The sequence below is a fragment of the Acidicapsa borealis genome (assembly GCF_059115245.1).
This window is the reverse complement of record NZ_JCACNY010000001.1, coordinates 1,119,500-1,136,486: the sequence shown is the minus strand read 5'-3', so window position 1 is coordinate 1,136,486 and position 16,987 is coordinate 1,119,500. Positions and strand designations below refer to the sequence as shown.

At 57.1% G+C, this 16,987-nt stretch carries 9 protein-coding genes; 3 read left to right on the top strand and 6 right to left on the bottom strand.

The genetic code is table 11. From position 1 onward, the window contains the following. The first annotated feature begins 64 nt into the window (after window positions 1–64). Entirely contained in the window at window positions 65–373 is a 309-nt protein-coding gene (locus AC5S27_RS04655; protein WP_493933400.1) for a hypothetical protein, read from the top strand. Between the two features lie 162 nt (window positions 374–535). Here AC5S27_RS04655 and AC5S27_RS04650 read toward each other — a convergent pair whose 3' ends face one another. Beyond that, window positions 536–694 carry an SOS response-associated peptidase family protein gene (locus tag AC5S27_RS04650; RefSeq protein WP_493933399.1) on the bottom strand — a complete coding sequence of 53 codons (159 nt, stop codon included), beginning with the start codon at window positions 692–694 and terminating at the stop codon, window positions 536–538. Window positions 695–1,693: 999 nt separating this feature from the next. On the opposite strand from AC5S27_RS04650, the gene AC5S27_RS04645 reads away from it, so the two are divergent. Both AC5S27_RS04645 and AC5S27_RS04640 read left to right on the top strand, forming a co-directional pair. Next, the gene (locus tag AC5S27_RS04645) at window positions 1,694–4,033 is read left to right on the top strand and encodes a glycosyl hydrolase family protein (RefSeq protein WP_493933398.1); all 2,340 of its coding nucleotides are present in this window, start codon (window positions 1,694–1,696) and stop codon (window positions 4,031–4,033) included. Between the two features lie 632 nt (window positions 4,034–4,665). Continuing rightward, complete coding sequence (locus AC5S27_RS04640; protein WP_493933397.1) at window positions 4,666–5,616, top strand: hypothetical protein; 951 nt, start codon at window positions 4,666–4,668, stop codon at window positions 5,614–5,616. 330 nt (window positions 5,617–5,946) lie between these two features. Here AC5S27_RS04640 and AC5S27_RS04635 read toward each other — a convergent pair whose 3' ends face one another. The 5 genes from AC5S27_RS04635 to AC5S27_RS04615 form a co-directional block, all read right to left on the bottom strand. Next, window positions 5,947–10,071, bottom strand: a complete 4,125-nt coding sequence (locus tag AC5S27_RS04635; RefSeq protein ID WP_493933396.1) for a non-ribosomal peptide synthetase — start codon at window positions 10,069–10,071, stop codon at window positions 5,947–5,949. A gap of 53 nt (window positions 10,072–10,124) precedes the next feature. Continuing rightward, window positions 10,125–11,393 carry a cytochrome P450 gene (locus AC5S27_RS04630; protein ID WP_493933395.1) on the bottom strand — a complete coding sequence of 423 codons (1,269 nt, stop codon included), beginning with the start codon at window positions 11,391–11,393 and terminating at the stop codon, window positions 10,125–10,127. A gap of 204 nt (window positions 11,394–11,597) precedes the next feature. Next, the gene (locus AC5S27_RS04625; protein ID WP_493933394.1) at window positions 11,598–12,860 is read right to left on the bottom strand and encodes a cytochrome P450; all 1,263 of its coding nucleotides are present in this window, start codon (window positions 12,858–12,860) and stop codon (window positions 11,598–11,600) included. 6 nt (window positions 12,861–12,866) lie between these two features. Then, window positions 12,867–14,699, bottom strand: a complete 1,833-nt coding sequence (locus AC5S27_RS04620; RefSeq protein ID WP_493933393.1) for a non-ribosomal peptide synthetase — start codon at window positions 14,697–14,699, stop codon at window positions 12,867–12,869. Between the two features lie 166 nt (window positions 14,700–14,865). After that, complete coding sequence (locus AC5S27_RS04615) at window positions 14,866–16,908, bottom strand: alginate lyase family protein (protein ID WP_493933392.1); 2,043 nt, start codon at window positions 16,906–16,908, stop codon at window positions 14,866–14,868. Window positions 16,909–16,987: the final 79 nt, after the last annotated feature.

Genomic DNA, 16,987 nt, shown 5'->3' with positions numbered 1-16,987 from the left:
GCACGCTACCGGCGCACTGGCAGACAACGACCGCTAGTTCCGCACTCTGACGCACCGATCCGATATGACTAGTGCAGATCGGGAATGGGCTGCCCGCTACCAAGGCGGCGACATCCTGAAGTACACGAACGGAATCAAGCTCCACGACGTCGAGCGGGAGGGTTCCGCAAGAGTGGATTCCACGAATGGACGCGACAACACCCTCACTGTGGAACGGGTGGACGGTCAAACCGTAACCTATGATCCAAAGCGGCTCAAGGGCGCGAACGTATACCAGGAGGTCACGCGAGAGTTTGCCACTGGCGACCGCATCAAGTTCATGGCAACAGACAAGCAACTTGAAGTCAACAACCGAGATCTCGCACCATCGTAAAGCTGCAAGATGAGCACCGTGCAGATGAATTCGAAGGGCCGGCGCTTCGTCACCTTCGACCCGGTGAAGATGAGGAGCTTCGATCACGGCTACGCGGTAACCTCGCACAGCTCCCAAGGGCTCACCGAGGGTCGCGTAATTGCAAATATCCATACCGGTTCATCACGCGCGCTTATCAACACGTGTTCCGACTTCCAATGCGCGCAAAAGTTCCGCCGGGCAGGGGCGAAGAGGATCGATGGGCGGATGTTGTGGGTCGCCGGAATCAAGCCAGCGATCATAGTCTTTCGGATCTAGGATGACAGGCATGCGGTCATGCAATTCTTGAGTGAGTTCATTCGTATCGCAAGGGAATATCGTAAAGGTAAGCAGGGTTCAGGGCGTTGGATCGGCATCCGAATCTGCTTTACCTCCCGGTTCTTCTGAGGTCAGTGGAAAGAGTGCCCCTTCCATCTCTTCCAGTCGATGACGTTCTTCAAGACACCTGACGCGTTCAGCCGTAGGTAAGGTCTATTTTCCGCGTAGAAGTCTCCCGTGGGCGTGTACCAGCTTATCGGCGACACAGACATCCTTCAATCGCAAGCTGGGTAGCTACGCGACGAAGCAGTCATAGTTGGCGTCCAGTCGTGCTTTCACAAGATCAGCGCTGTTGAGTGTCCGGTTGAAGTGGTCTTGACCGGTAGGCCCTGGTAGGTGATGGCGGGGTGGGGGAGGTCGGCGGCGGCCTGACATAGGTTCACGCTTGCTGCGGAAGCTGCTTTTGGAAGGGTAATGTCCGACTGCGGTGCGGGTTGCTGCAGGCTCGAGGTTGTTGCGAGGCGCCTAGCCTAGGTTACCAAAGGTCTTCATCAACGCATTCGAGGCTCGGACGTTTCAATGCCGCGACTGATTCATAGAACAACAGAGCCCCGATTCGCTGATTGGATAGATGAGCTGGGTAAAAACGCTTGACTGCTTGAACTTAAGTAACTATAACAAAGTTACCTTTTAAAACTTTAGTACACATTTCCGAGTAGCATCGGGTAAAGATACGACGGTCTCGCCGATGAACCAATTATCCACCGGATCAAGACGGCGGAGGAGTCGGTGTCGACTCAATCTTCTAAACGGGTGACCAATATGTTCGTTTTGTCAGCAGACATTATTACCGGTTCCGAGGTGGAGTCGTGGGATGTACGTCGGCAGGCTGAAGCATCGGGGCGAAGTATTCTTCTTGCGCCTCGGCAGCCTCGATGCTGGCGGATCAGGAGATGGTCAGTAAGGTTGATGGTGGTGCTGTGCGGTCTTTTCCCGATGGTAATGGCGGGGGAGGTGCGGGCGGTGGCGGCAGAGAGGACCGGGCAGGCCGCGAGCGCCGAATTTTCACGCATTATCGGAACTCCTCAGCGTACGACAAGAAAAGTGAGTTTCAGTCCGGCGGGAGTCTCGTTTCTTAATGTCGCGGTGGGCTCAACTGTGACCGAGTTTGTGACACTGACAGCAACGGGTACGGAGCCGATCACAATCATCGCTGCCCAGGTGAGGGGCGCGGGTTTCAGTGTTTTGGGAGCGAAGCTCCCGGTCAGGTTGCGCTTTGGTCAGCAAGTGAGGCTCACTGTGGAGTTCCATCCTGCCAGCGCAGGGGCAACGACGGGCCAATTGACCGTATCCACCAATGCTACGTCTGGGGGCGCTGTTATTTTGCAACTGAGTGGAAAAGGTGTGCTTCCAACGGTCAGCGGGTTGACCTGCGAGAGCGGGGCTATTACGGGGTCCGCATCGAATACCTGCACGGTTCAGGTGAAGTCTGTGCCGGTGATGAGTGCTGTGAGCGTGAAACTGTCGAGTAGCGATCCGGCAGTGACGGTTCCTGCAATGGTTACGATCCCAGCCAATAAGACGAGCGCCCCGTTTTCAGCCGCGGTGTCTCCAGTGTCGACGGCGCGGACCGTAACTCTGACGGCGAGCCAGTGGGGCACGTCAACGCAATTCAGTCTGAAGTTGAACGCGGTGGTCCCATTGCTGTCCGTGGGCACGACATCTGTTTCGTTTGGAGATGTCGTTGTGAACGGGCAAGGGGTGACGCGGAGCATTGCTTTGAGTTCAACGGGCACGGCACCGCTTCGCATCAGTGGTGCGACGGTGTCGGGTGTCGGGTTCAAGCTACTTGGGGCGACGCTGCCGATCACGTTGAATCCTGGGCAGACAACTTCGCTGGAAGTGGGGTTTGATCCGACATCCATCGCGCCCGCAATGGGGCAATTGAGTATCACGAGCAACTCTTCGGCGGCGGCTCAAGTGTCGGTGCAGTTAAGCGGAAATGGGGTTGCCCCTTCCGCCATGGCTACGGTGACGGTTGGGAGCAGTCCTGGACTGGCGATCTCGCCTACGTTTATGGGGCTTTCGCATGAGTGGGGTACAGCACAGACGATGATGGGCGATTCGACCGTCGGTGTCGACACGATTTACCGTCAGCTTTTGTCCAATCTGAAGAAGTACGGGTCGGGACCGATTGTTCTGCGAATTGGGGGCAATACGACGGACCATACAGGTGAGCCGACAGCAACGACGGCGCTTCCATTCGCAGAACTTGCCGCGTCGCAGGGGGAGCGTTTTGATCTTGGGGTGAACCTGGGATCGAATGATGTGCATCTTGCTGTTCGCCAGGCGACAGCGTTCGTAAACCAGATGCCGCCTGACTCTCTCGATGCGATCGAAATTGGAAACGAGCCGGACATTTACGGCGATAACGGAATGCGGACTGCTCCGTATACGTATCAGAATTATGTGGCCGACTTCAATCTCTGGAAGGAAAATATCTTGCCGTTACTCCATTCAGACACGAAGCTGATGGGTCCTTCCTGGGCAAGCACAGGGATGCTAAAGGATGCCCCTTCGTATCTCTCGGCAGAGGGCTCCGCTTTGGGCGTGTTCAGTACCCATTTTTATGTAGCGAATGGCAAAGAGGAAAATCCCCCCGATATCCTACTCGATCCAAAGTCGGCAACGATGGGTCCACAGGCAGTTACGAAGGCCGTCACCGAAACGCATGGCGCCGGACTGTCATTTCGAATGGGAGAGATAAATTCTCTCTATAACGGTGGAGAGGCTGGGATTAGTGATGCATTTGAATCGGCCCTCTGGTCAATCGATACGATGTTTGAATACGCCAATGTTGGTGTGGACGGAGTGAACTGGCATTCGGGCAATGGCGGTCCTTACGGACTGTTTTATTTCAAAATCCGAGCATCTGGGAACACCAATACCTATTCGCTATCTTCTGTTCGTCCACTCTACTATGGGCTCTTGTTTTTCCAGGAGGCTACGGGGAATGGTGCTCATCTGCTGGCTACGACCCTGGACACGAAGGCAAATGTGAAGGCGTGGGCGACGGTCGATGCTTCGGGAACACCTCGAGTTGCGATCATCAACAAGGACGAAAAGTCAACCGGTACTGTGAATGTTTCGCTGAGCGGATACAGTCACGCGCAGGTCTATCGCCTGACGGCACCCAGCTACAAGTCCACTTCCGGGTTGACGTTTGCGGGGCAGACGTTCGACGGGAGCACGGATGGTGTTATTCAGGGTACGGAAGAAATCGAGTCGGTAGATGTTGCCGGCGGGGTATTTTCAATTCCGATGCCGATCACCAGTGCGGCGCTGATAGTCTTTACGAAGTAGTATGGCGGATATTTCCGATCTGCCCTTCGGAAGGTAGACTCGCCTTCCGGAGGGATCTGAGGGGTTGGCGGGATTGCGATTGTATCAGATCGAGAATTTAGATCGATTGTATTAGACACCCGGCATCGCAGTGAGCTACCGCTTGAAACTTCAGGGCGATGCATGGCGCGCAGTAACAAGGATTCCAGCGCTCAAAATTGATTGACAACTTTTCACAATTGTCTCATCGGAATATTGCAGATATCTCTTGATCTCTCATCTTCTCTACTGTGTAATAACGTAGTTACTCCATTCAAAATAAGGCGAAGACTTATATTGCGTAAGTGAGTCCTGCGCTCATGCCATGAGTCTTCTTTATCAGTGCTACTGATTCACTTCAACCTAGAAGTGGAGGGTGAGTGCAAGCGAGGCGAATCCCGCTGTATGTCGCGGCACTGTTGGGCACATTCACAGCGTTGGTCTGGCCTGCCCTATGGAACCGCAGTCCCTTTTATTACTATGACACTCGAACATATGTCCGATCGGCGGATGCTGCCTTGTATCGATGGACAGGATTGGCGACCGAATGGACTGCACCCGAGAAGGTGGAGGCCAGACCGGCAAATGGGCCATTCATGCGAAGCGTCAGTGACATGTCCAGGAAGGGTGTAGTGCTGGGCCGTTCACCCTACTATGGCTTGCTTCTGTACCTGGGCGCCTATACTGGGGGGTTCTGGTTCACGGTATTGCTCCAGGCAGCTGCGGCCCTGTTGGCGACTGCCCTTGCGGTGCGGGCCTTTGGACTACCGCTCTGGCCACATTTGCCTCTGATCGCCCTGGCCTTGTGTGTCTTTTCCGACCTGCCCTTCTTTTCCAGCTTTCTTATGCCGGACATGTTCGCAGGGATTGCGATCCTGACGTGTGCTCTCCTGCTTGCATCTCCGCGGAAGTTGGAGGTGCGTGACTACGGATTGCTTTGCGGATTACTGGCTACGGCGATGCTTTTTCATGACTCCTGCATCGCCGTATCGATAGGCATGCTGGGGATTGCGTTGGCTGCGATGGGATTCCGGCGATCCTTCAGTGGCTGGGAAGGGCCGACGGCGATACTGATCTCGCTCGCGGTGGCGATGGCTGGCCAGGGTATTGTGGCTTACGGAGTGCAACGCGCGACCCACGTTCCGGCTCTTCGCTTGCCGTTCGTGTCGGCGCGATTGGTAGCCGATGGGCCGGGAACGGATTATCTTCGCGCCACATGCCCTGGGAGTGGTTTCGGATTGTGCGAGGACGTTTCGAAGTTTCCCATGATCGAAACAGATTTTCTGTTCGGTGAGACGCCCGGCCACAGCGTGTACGATCCGGCTGATTATGAACGACGCAAGCAAATCAGCCGTGAGGAACTGCGATTCGCGGTTGCGGTTTTCGAATACGATCCGATGGGTGTCGGTCTATCTGCAGTGCGCAACTTTGCCGGGCAGTTGGCGAAGTTCGGTATGAGCGACTTCAGTTATCGGCTCAGAATCAAGGCAATAGATGGCTCACTTCCTCCCGGCGCGTTGCGGCAGGTACGGTCAAGCCGGGGCTTACCTCGGAACACTGCATGAGAGCATTCTTTCGGCAGCAGTCTATGTCTCCACGCTCATCAGTTTGCTTGTTCTCCTGGCGGTGGTATTTGGAGTTCGAGGAGTGGATAAGGCGCGATCGGCATGCCGGGGGACGATCGTTTGGATTCTTGTTGGCATCGTGGTGAATGCTGGGGTTTGCGGGTGCCTGTCAGGCGTGGATGATCGATATCAGGCTCGGGTGATCTGGCTTCTCCCGCTGGTTGCTCTTCTATGTTGCTGCTCTGCTACGCGGTCCGTTCGCGGACTCCCGCAGCGCGGTGGTTTAAGGCGGATCCGTTTGTCCCGTTCGACCGCATCTCTTTAGCTTCTTCAGCGCCATCCTTCGCTGAAGGTCAAGGCGTCGTCGCGCTCATCCCGTCGGCCGGCGATGGTTGGTGGTGTGGCTTCGGTGCGGTAGGAATGCGAAGTCCCGGAGCTGTGCGAATCGAGGTGGAGGCGAATGGCTCCGGCCACACCACCAACGGATGGCGCTCTCAACAGCTCGGAGTGGTGGCCGTCGACGTATTGCCAGCACAAGCGGCTCGGTACTACTGCCTGCCATCCGGGGAGGGGCTCGACATCGGGTGGGCGGTCGGAGGCCAGAACGAGAAGGACTTTCCCGTCGTAGGTTTCGGGGCGGTAGCGGGATGCTGCGGCTTCTACCATCTCATAAGCGCTTCGAAGAGCGGTCCTGCCGGACATCGTCCTAGCCACGTATTTTCGCAGCAAGTGCCACCGAATACGGAGGTGGACGAGGCGAGACTGCCTGCCTATTCGGGCCAGTCTGCTGATTCCGTAGCGGAGGTAATTGCACTTGAGTGATAGGGAGTTGCGTGGCCGGATCCGTGAAGGATTGTACGAGTCGAGCAGGATCACCAGTGACACCTCGTGTCCCGCAGCCCGGAGTTGGGAGGCGATTTCATAGGCGAGAATGCCGTGCGCGCAAAATCCGCCGAGGGTGTATGGTCCTTCGGGCTGAGTGGCGATAATTTTGCGTCGATGGCGATCGGCGATGTCTTCGAGCCTGGGCGAGTTGCCTAGTGAGGCGACGTCTTCAGGGGTGAGGACGAGAGCGAGGAAGGGCTGATCGTCGCCGAGGGCCTCGGCCAGATTTCGATTGATGGAGTGCATCCAGAAGATGGTGTCGCGGGGACCGGCCGGCTGCAGGGCGATGACGCCGGGTGGCAGGGCGGGTTTGCCGCCAGGCTGCATCATAGCGGCCTGCTCCCGTATGGTTGGCCAGTGCAGTAACTCGGCTACCGGAATCTGTAGTTTGAACTCGCCGGCGATGCGCTGTTGAAGGGCTGCGACGAGGAACGAGTGTCCACCGAGGTCAAAGAAGTTGTCATCGAGGCCGACTGGACCGCGTCCCAGCAACTCCGACCAGATGGCTGCGAGACGGAGTTCTGCGCTGGATCCGGGTCTCCGGTCGACCAGGGCGGCTCGTGGGGAAACGGGTTCAGGCAGGCGGGCGCGGTCAATCTTGCCGTGCGGTGTTAAGGGGATCGTCTCAAGTGGGATCAGGTCTGAGGGGAGCATCGGGTCGGGGAGGGTGCTGCGCAGAAAGGAGCGCATCTCAGGGAGGGATAGAGCGGGGGCTTGATGGGCGGGGACGATGTAGAGCGCGAGTCGCAGGTTCCCGGAGGGCTCAGGCCAGGCGCGGGTGGCGGCTGCGACGACGCGCGGATGGCGCAAGGCAGCAGCTTCGACGGCTTCGAGTTCGACGCGGTGGCCTCGTATCTTCACCTGATTGTCCGTCCGGCCTAAAATTTCGATCGATCCATCCGGCCGGCGCACCGCGTGATCACCTGTGCGATAGACGCGCAGACCTCCTACGGACTCGACCACAGAGAAGCGGTCGGCTGTCCTCTCCGGTTGGTTTCGATATCCTTTGGCGAGCCCGGTTCCGCCCAGGAACAGTTCTCCTGGAACACCGATGGGTAGAGGCTGCCGTTGCGCGTCCAAAATGAAAGCAGTGGTATTAGCGATCGGCAAGCCGACAGGAATCTGAGAAGCTTCCCCTGGGAGGTCCGGAAGAACGCGGTGGATGAGGGACCAGATCGTCGTTTCTGTTGGTCCGTACATGTTCCACAACTCGGCGCCTGTGGCCAGAAGGAGGTTGGCGAGTTCGCGCGTTAACGGCTCGCCACCGCAAAGGATGCGCCGGACCGTGGACGTGGCCGATTTGGCTTGGGCGGGGTCTTGCAAAACATTCTTCCACCCGGAGAGCAACAATGCGCGCCATCTTGCGGGAGTGGTCTGCATCACGGTGCAGCACGAGTTGCGGATTGCCTGCGCGAGCAGGTATGGATCCTGGGCTTCCTGACGGCTCGCAATAACTACGGTTCCCCCACTGATTAGAGGCAGAAACAGCTCCAGCGCGGCGATGTCGAACGAGATGGGCGTGACGGCGAGGAGCACATCTTCGGGAGTAAATCCGGGAGCCGTCTGCATGGAGATCAGCAGATTGACGAGACTTTGCTGCGATATTTCAACAGCCTTGGGTTCGCCGGTTGTTCCAGATGTGTAGATGAGATACGCGGTATCTTCCGGTTCACATTCAACGGGCGATGTAGCCGCCCCTTGTGCTGTTGGGCCGACCTCAGTCAGATGTTGTCTATCGTTGTCGACCAGCACGACGGGGCACGAGGCTGAGCCGATCTGGTGCCGCAGAGACTGTTGGGTGACGACGACGGCGGGCTGGGCATCTGCCAGCAGGAGCGCGAGGCGCTCGGGGGATGTTTGCAGATCGAGCGGAAGATAGGCAGCTCTCACTTTGCTGGCTGCGAGAAGGGCAGCGAGCATCTCTAGGGAGCGATCGAGGAAGATGGCAACGATCGATCGCTTTACGACGCCGGCGGCGCGGAGGCGTGCAGCATCCACTTCAACACGGGAGTTGAGTTGCGCATAGGTCCAGCTTTCGCCGGCAAAGGTGGCTGCGATGTGATGAGGCGCTCGACTAACCTGATCTTCGAACAGATGGTTCAGGGTCGCCCGCGGGAGTGAATGGGATGTATCGTTCCAGCCGCGGGGTCCAAGCAACTGACCGCTCTCCTGGGTCGTAAGAATGGTGAGATCGGAGAGCGTACTTTGGGGATTACGACAGATCGATTGCAGCAGCACGAGCCAATTCGAAGCGAATCTGTGGATGGTCGCTACTTCCCAGATATCGGTGCGGAAGAAAAAGCGCGCGTCGATCTCGCTTTGAAGATCGCCGACCTCCAAATGCAGGTCGAATTTGGTCGTACCGGTGGTAGCGTCAGACGGGACGAGGGACCACTCTCCGATGGGGGGCGGGAGTACCGGGCGCATGGTGAAAAAGACCTGGAAGACGGGGTGGCGTCCAGGCTCACGCTCTGGCCTGAGCTCCTTCACGATGTGATCGAAGGGCGCATCGGCGACCGCAAGCGCGGCTAATACGGAGTCTCGCACGAGGGACAGGTACTCGGAGAAGGAACACTCCGCGTTGGGAGAGGTGCGCAAGGCAAACGTATCCAGAAAGTAGCCGATCACGCTCTCAAGTTCAGGACGTCTCCTGGCGTCGGTGGCACTTCCTACAATGAAGTCATTTTGCCCGGTGTAGCGGAAGAGCAAGACATTGAAAGCGGCCAGCAGCGTCATGTAGAGGGTGGCTCCGTGGTCGCGACTGAGTTGACGGAGGCTTCGGGCGAGAGGCGCTGGAATGCGGATGCGTTCCATGGCGCCGCGGTGATCTGTCGACGCGGACCGGGGATGGTCTTCAGGAAGACGGAGGGTTGGAAGTTGACCGGAAAGGTTGTCACGCCACCAGGCCAGGTGACGTCTGACGGCAGGCGACTCGACATGTTTTTCACGCCAGATGGAGTAGTCGCCGTACTGAATGGCTGGCGAAGGGAGCGTCACGGGTTGGCCGTTCTCCAGTGCGGTGTAGATGGCAACCAGTTCGGGAATGAAAATGCGCTCGTTCGAAACGCCATCGAAGATGATGTGATGGAAAGTGAGGAAGATGCGGTGCTCGTCTGGCGCCAGTCGGACCAGGGTTGCCCGGAACAGCGGGAAGCCGTCGATGGCGAGAGGAGCGCGAGCATCCCTGTTGGCGATGATGAGTGCTTGCTCTTCCCGTTCGGTGGGCGCCAGATGAGTGAGATCGATCAACGGCAGAGAGAGAGGCGCGTTGTCGTGAACGATCTGCTCCCCCTGAGAAGAGAAGCTTGTGCGCCAGGCCTCATGCCTCAAGAGAAATTCGTGGAAGGCGGCTTCGAGGATGAGATGGTTCAATGAGCCGTACTTAAGAAGGGTAACGGATTCGTTATAGACCGGCAGATCGGGCTGTTCGAGGGCATGCAGCCAGATGCGGCGCTGTTCGGCCGACAGCGGGATGCTCATGCCGGGAGTGCGGGCTTGAATGGCCGGTTCGGTCTCCTTCGCCACGCCGCGCATGCGCTGTTCGAGGAGGCGCCGCTTGACCTCAGACAAACTCGCCTTACGATCTTCTCCTATCACTTCATTGCTATTGTCGCCAGGGAGTCTCATTGTTGCACCGGGGTGAGATGGGAATCGAAGCTGATTCTTAGCGAGGTGAGACTACGAAAACCTGCGTTGCTGCGCCACTGAAGCTTTTCTTCGAGCAGTCTGGGATTTGGGAGACGCGCGAGGAGTTTGTTGAGGGCTATCTGACATTCCATGCGCGCCAACGGTGCGCCGAAGCAGAAATGAGCCGCCCAGCCGAAGGCCAGATGCCGATTGTCGGAACGCAAAAGGTCGAGATGCTCGGCATCGGGGAATCGTCTTGGATCGCGATTGGCTGCTGCAAGTCCTGCGACGATCCGTGCACCTTTCTTGATTTGTTTTCCGCCCAGTTCCATGTCCGCCGGGGCGACGCGAGCGGTGCTCTGTGAAGGAGATTCGAAGCGGAGGAGTTCTTCGACTGCGGTGGCGATGATCTCCGGATGGGTGCGGAGTTGGTCGTAGTGGTCGGTGCTCTGCAATAGAGTGAGGAATCCGCCGGCAATCAAGCTGGTGGTTGTTTCATGGCCGCCGATGAGGATGAGGATGGTGTTGGCGATGACTTCGTCGTCGGTTAGGCTCTGTCCGTCGAGGTCGGCCTGTAGGAGGGCGGAAAGCAGGCCCTGCCCGGGTTGGCTGCGCTGCTGGTCGATGTGCTGTAGGAGATATCCTTTCAGGTTAAGCAGGCTTTGCATGCCCTGAGCGACACGATTAGGGTGATGCTGATAGTTTCCGAGAATCTCGGCGAGGTCGAGAACCCAGGCGTGAAGGAGGCGATGATCCTCAACTGGAACTCCGAGCAGTTTTGCGGAGAGGATGGCAGGAAGCGGAGATGCGAAGTCAGCGATCAGGTCCATCGTTCCTGCGGCGGCGGTGTGATCTAGCAATTCATCGGCAACAATAGCAATGTCGGCTCGCAGTTGTTCAACCCTTCGCGGGGAGAATGCAGCCATGCAGAGTCCTCTCAAGCGGGCGTGATTTGCCCCGTCCATGAACATGATCTGCTGCCGCATGATCTCGGAGAACGGCTTCATGAACGAGAGTCCGAGTTGCTCCAAGTAGTCGGGTGAAACAGTGCGGTCTGCAGAGCAGGTCATGAGCACCTGCACTGCTTCGGCGTACCCAGTGACGACCCAGGCGCGAATGTAGGGATCCCAGCGGACTGGGTCAAGCTCACGCAGTGTTCGATAAAGGGTGTGGGGATCAGCTAGGACGTTCGGATCCATCAAGCGAACGAGGCTCAGCGTCTTGTCGGCTTCCCCCGTTGCCGCGCCAGCCTGAGACACTGCCATGCGTCCTTCGCTTTCCACCCAAATTCTGCCGCCGTTTCTCGACGGGGCGTATCGACATGTTCGTACAACTGAGGGTGATGTTTCCAGTGTATGGGCCAGGGAGAGTGAAGTGGGAGAAATTGCACTGCAGGGACAAACGCGTGAAGCCTGAGGAGCGCCAACCGAGTGAAGAACCGGCGGCCTGGGATCTGAAGCGACAACTGTTTAGGCGAGTCCAGTTTGCGGTTCGAAGGAGATGGGAAGGCTGATGAGACCGCGCAGGCCGGCGTTCTGTCGCCATTGCAGTGGACTGCCGCTAATGAAAGGGTTAGCGAGGCGCCGCACGATGGTGCTGAGGGCGATCTGGGTTTCAGTGCGGGCCATGAAGGCACCGAAGCAGAAATGGGCTCCCCAACCGAAAGCCAGATGACGATTGTCGGGACGAAGCAGATCGAGGCGATCCGGATCGGGAAAGCGGCTAGGATCGCGGTTTGCGGCGGCAAGGACTGCCACGACTTTAGCACCTTTGCGGAGGGATTTTCCTCCGAGTTGCGCGTCGTCTGGCGCGATGCGAGCGGTGTGTTGTACGGGCGACTCGTAACGCAGCAACTCCTCGACGGCGCTGGCAACGATCTGCGGGCGGCGGCGAAGCTGTTCGAGAGCCTCGGGGTTACGCAGGAGGGTGAAGAAGCCGCTGGCTATAAGGTTTGTGGTTGTCTCATGACCGCCGATGATCATCACAAGGGCACTGGCGATTACTTCTTCTTCGGTGAGCCTTTGCCCATCGATCTCTGCCGTCATCAGGGAGTAGATGAGGCCCTGGTTCGGTCGGTCGCGCAGAGCCAGCATGCGGGCGGCGAGATAGGTCTTCATCTCTTGAAGGCTGCGCAGAATCTCGACGATGCGATCCGGATGATGCTGGAAATTCCCGTGCAATTCAGCAATATCGTTGACCCATACGCTCAATTGAGTGTGATCTTCTTCCGGAAGGCCCATCAATTTCGCAGTCATGATAGCGGGCAACGGGATGGCGAGATCGGCGAGGATGTCCATGGCTCCGACAGGAATCACACGATCGAGCAGATCGTCGGCGACTGACTGGATGGCCTGCCGAAGCTCCTCCACCTTGCGAGGGCTGAAGGCGAAAGAACAGAGCGCGCGCAGGCGAGCATGTCCGGCGCCGTCCATGAATAGCATCTGCTGCCGCATCGTCTCGGCAAAGGGCTCAAGAAAAGAGAGCCCGAGGCGGCTGAGATGCTCCGCAGATGGTGTCCTTTCGGAGGAATAACCGGTCAGCACGGTCATTACTTCGCGATAGCCAGTGACAACCCACGCATGCATGTATGGATCCCAGTGCACTGGCTCGTACTCTCGCAACGCGCGGTAGAAGACATGAGGGCGTGCCAGTACTTGCGGATCGGCCATCCGGAGAAGCGTGAATCGTTCGCTATTCGCCTCGGCAGATGCACCTGACTCTGAAATTTGCATCTCACCCTATCCCACGAATTGCTGTTCGGCTTCTTCGTCGCTCATTGAGTCTACGGCTTCAATGAGTATCTTTTCTACAACAACAGCGAGACTTTCGACGGTTGCAGCATCAAAGAGTTGCCGCAGTGCAAGGTCAATACCAAAAGACTGCTGGATTCTCAGGACAAGCTGCGTCCCGAGTAGGGAGTGTCCACCTGCAAGGAAGAAATCGTCACCTACAGCGATGTTGTCTTTGCGAAGCAGTTCGCGGACAATGGCGAGCAGCTTTTCCTCGATGGGCGAGGCGAACGTATTAGCCGTCGTTCTCTCCGGCGTTGTTCTCTCGAGCAGGTTTGCTTCTGCAGGCGCCGGGAGCAAGTTGAGATCTAGCTTTCCATTCGGAGATATCGGGAGAGCCTGCATTCGCACAAAGACAGCGGGGACCATATAGTCCGGCAGGCTGGCTTGCATATGCCGTTGAAGCTCTGCTGGAGTGGGAAGGTGAGTCTCTGGCCGCATGAGCAGGTGCGCAACGAGCTGGGTTTCGCCCAGGTTCGATTGGGTGGCGACAGCCGCCGCGAAGGCTACGGATGGATGCTGCATGAGGACGTTTCCGATTTCGTCGAGTTCGATTCGGTGTCCGCGTATCTTCGTCTGGCGATCGAGGCGACCGCAAAATTCCAATTGTCCGTCGGGCCTTCTCAAGCCGCGGTCGCCCGTGCGGTACATGCGAGCCGCAGGGGCCGATGAGAAAGGATCCGGGAGAAAAGTGCGCTCGGTGAGATCAGGAAGATTGCGGTAGCCGCGCCCGACGACGTTACCGCCAATGTAGATTTCTCCCACCAGACCATCGGGGACCGATTGCCCATACTCGTCGAGCAGGTGAACGACAGCGCCCGTGATCGCGCGACCGATTGGCGGTATGCCAGCCAAGCCTGGCTCGAGGACTGCGTACGTGGAGACGACCGTACATTCTGTCGGTCCATATTCGTTGACAACCTGGAAGGGTAGATGGGCGGGTGGTCCGGACGGCAGTGCGTCTCCACCGACGATGAGCAGACGCAGAGCCGTTTCCAGCGGCCACTGCATGGTAATCAGATGCGCGCCGAGCACCGCGGGAACGATGCCGATGGTGACGCGCTCGCGGACCATCCAGTCCCGGGTTAACTCGGGAGAGGATCGAACATCTTCGTCAATGAAACATAGCGTGGCACCCGCGCAAAGATGGGGCCAGATTTCCAGGACGCTGGCATCGAATCCAAGTCCGAGCAGATGGCTCACGCGATCCTCGGGGACGACTCTGAAGGCAGAGCCATGCCATACGATGAGGTTCATCAAACTCGCATGCTCAATCTCAACCCCTTTGGGGTTTCCGCTCGAGCCTGAGGTGTAGATGACGTAGGCAAGCTGTTCCGACGATACGGGCCTGCGCAAGCTCTGTTCGGCGAGAGCGATCGATTTGGCGTCACGGAATGGATCGATGCCGCGAGCCTCAACCTGAAGACGATTGAGCAGTGCCTCGCGGGCAACGAGAACGGTTGCGCCGGAGTCTCTGACGGCATACTCCAAGCGCGCATCCGGCCATGCGGGATCCAACGGCACATACGCCGCGCCGGCGCGCATGGAGCCGAGAGCAGCTATGATCCAGTCGAAGGATCGCTCCAAGCAGATGGCTACTGTATCGCCAGATGCGACACCAAGCTGGATCAGATATGCGGCGAAGCGCTCTGCCCGAAAGCTGAGATCTGCATAAGTCAGGGACCGACCGTTGAGATTCAAGGCGATGCGTTGGGGGTGGGCTGCCGAAAGTTCGGCAATCTGCTCTGGAACAGACCGAACATCGATCGTCGACGAGTCCATGTGCGAGGTTCCCTTTCGAAGGCAAACTGAGAATGCAGCAAAGCAGGTTTTAGGGTAGTACAACCAGTTTGGAGCTAAGGATTAGGCGTACAAGCCATTCCCAGTTCTAGCCGGCTAACCTGGGAGCGACAGTTATGGGAGATGCATTTGTCCACAGAATCGGACATTACCAGATGTCGCCTTGAACGGAACGACTCAACTTGCCGTTGGGGAGGGTCTCACTGGCTAAAATTCCAATGGCTCCCGCACATGAGATAAACAAACGTCGCCCATCGTTGAATACCGCCGTTGCGGACACTCCATCTTTGCCCGGTTCTACTCTCTGAACAGGATTGGCCTCACCAGCTCGCAGCGGAACGAACATCGTAATCATGACATGGGTTCCTGAACCTGTAAGCGTCTGAAGTAGCGTAGTTGCAGGCACAAGTTCCGGAACAGCGTCTTTTCGGAAATTCCAACCCAGAATTTCTGGCTCTTCCTGTCCGGACACTGAGCGTACCCTCAGATGATCAACTAACAGGGGTACCACCGAAATGTTTGGGACCCCAGGATCCACTGTCACCAGGGTTTGGGTAGAAGGGTCTATTCTGCTATGCGTTGTCAGAATCTGCCAACGTGTCTGAAACTCGTGGGCAACGGAATCATTTGGATTGACGCGGTCTGCAACGACATAAATGTTCGGCTTCAGGAACAATACGTCGCGCCGTTGCGAAGCGATCTTCCTATGCGATGGACCATAGCCGTCGGCATAGACACCCGTCGCACAATCGAAGGCTGCATTGGTGTGCCAATGGGCGTCGATGGGGGCTTGACTTACAGCATTTGGGTCGTGAAATGGATCATCCTTGCTCAAGCGTTTGGTTTGCGCCATATCGTCCACGACCAACGTATTGTGCGCGAAGGCGGAAGTGGCCCACTGTCGCCATTTGCTCTTTTCGTAGCTTCCCCCACCACCATTGAAGATCAACTCACGTCCATAAGCCCACACGGTCAACCCGAGTGAATCTTGATGCTGATGCCCCATTCCCAATGGCCCGACGCGAAACAGAAGATAGTTGGCATCAGTATCCCAGCCGGAGCGCATCGCAGCCAATCCAGAACGGTTCAGGAAAACAGACTTGAATGCTGGTGGCGTTCCTCTTAGCCCATTGGTGACAAACCACTGAAAGACAGGTTGGTTCGGGAAGATGGTGGAGGCCTTTCTTAAGATTCCCGGAAGGTAAGTTGGCCATGAATCGTTGATCTTTGGCAAATACCTGTCGGGCGCAACAATGGCCGCCTGCCACTCGTAGCCCTTTTGCATTGGCGCTAGGTATCCAGCGGGAAGTTCGGCTGAATTGCCAGTCCAACGCGCAATCTCCGCAATCTTTAGAATGTTGTCCAGAGCTACATTCTGATACCCCGTTGAAAGCTCTAATTGGGCTCCATCGGGGAGAAATTGTTCTTGTCCCTCTTCAGCCAGAGTGGTTGCCGCGAAGCTTCTCCATGATGAAGCTTCCTTAAACTCCGGGAAGACCGCCCCGACTGCATAGAGCCCACTCATCTCCATTGTCAGCCAATTCAAGCGCGTATGGTAGCTCCGTAAATACCTGCCGTGCTCCAGAAAAGCTTGGACGAAGACGAGCAGATCATCGTCGGACATTGCCGGGGAATGACGAAAGGCATAAAATGCGTCAATCCAGGAACCGCCAGAACGAATCCCAGCCTCGATAGTTCTCCATGGTGATCCAGGCGCGTTGTCTGTGTGGGAAGGAACGGGACACTGCACGATCCAGGACCGTAATTCCCGTACAAACGTTTGGGCGTATCGCTCGTCTCCGGTCGCGGTATAGGCGAGCGCCAGGTCACTCCAAAAAGACATCCGGTTGAGTTGCCATTGCCATTCGTCGTTATGAGCAACTCCGGAAGTATGATCGCTGGCATTGAAATGCCAATCTATCTCCCCGTTAGGAAAGGAGTAGATAAGCGGAACAAGACCGCCCTGTAGCTTTCCTCTAACTGCCCCGTCGGCAACTGCTAGGTTCTGGGGTGAAAGATGAGGCGCTTCTTCTGTCTTCCAGCCAGTCGAGACGCGTGTACGGAAATACTGGGCAAGTCCTTTCTGAGTCCCAACTGCATTGTGACCTTTCCACGCGATTGCAACAGAAGCTAGCTCAGGGCGCGTCAAGTCGAGGGCATTGAGAAGATCGGCAGTGGTCTCAGCACTCACAACTTCGCTAACTACTCTCATTTCTTCGGCTAGCGGCGGATTGGCTGCAATACACGTGGGATACCCCAATCCAATGAGA

Bases quoted from the DNA above. Each gene is read 5' to 3' on its own strand.
- AC5S27_RS04655 (WP_493933400.1), top strand. From the start codon at position 65: ATGACTAGTGCAGATCGGGAATGGGCTGCCCGCTACCAAGGCGGCGAC.
- AC5S27_RS04640 (WP_493933397.1), top strand. From the start codon at position 4,666: ATGTCCAGGAAGGGTGTAGTGCTGGGCCGTTCACCCTACTATGGCTTG.
- AC5S27_RS04630 (WP_493933395.1), bottom strand. From the start codon at position 11,393: ATGGCAGTGTCTCAGGCTGGCGCGGCAACGGGGGAAGCCGACAAGACG.
- AC5S27_RS04625 (WP_493933394.1), bottom strand. From the start codon at position 12,860: ATGCAAATTTCAGAGTCAGGTGCATCTGCCGAGGCGAATAGCGAACGA.
- AC5S27_RS04620 (WP_493933393.1), bottom strand. From the start codon at position 14,699: ATGGACTCGTCGACGATCGATGTTCGGTCTGTTCCAGAGCAGATTGCC.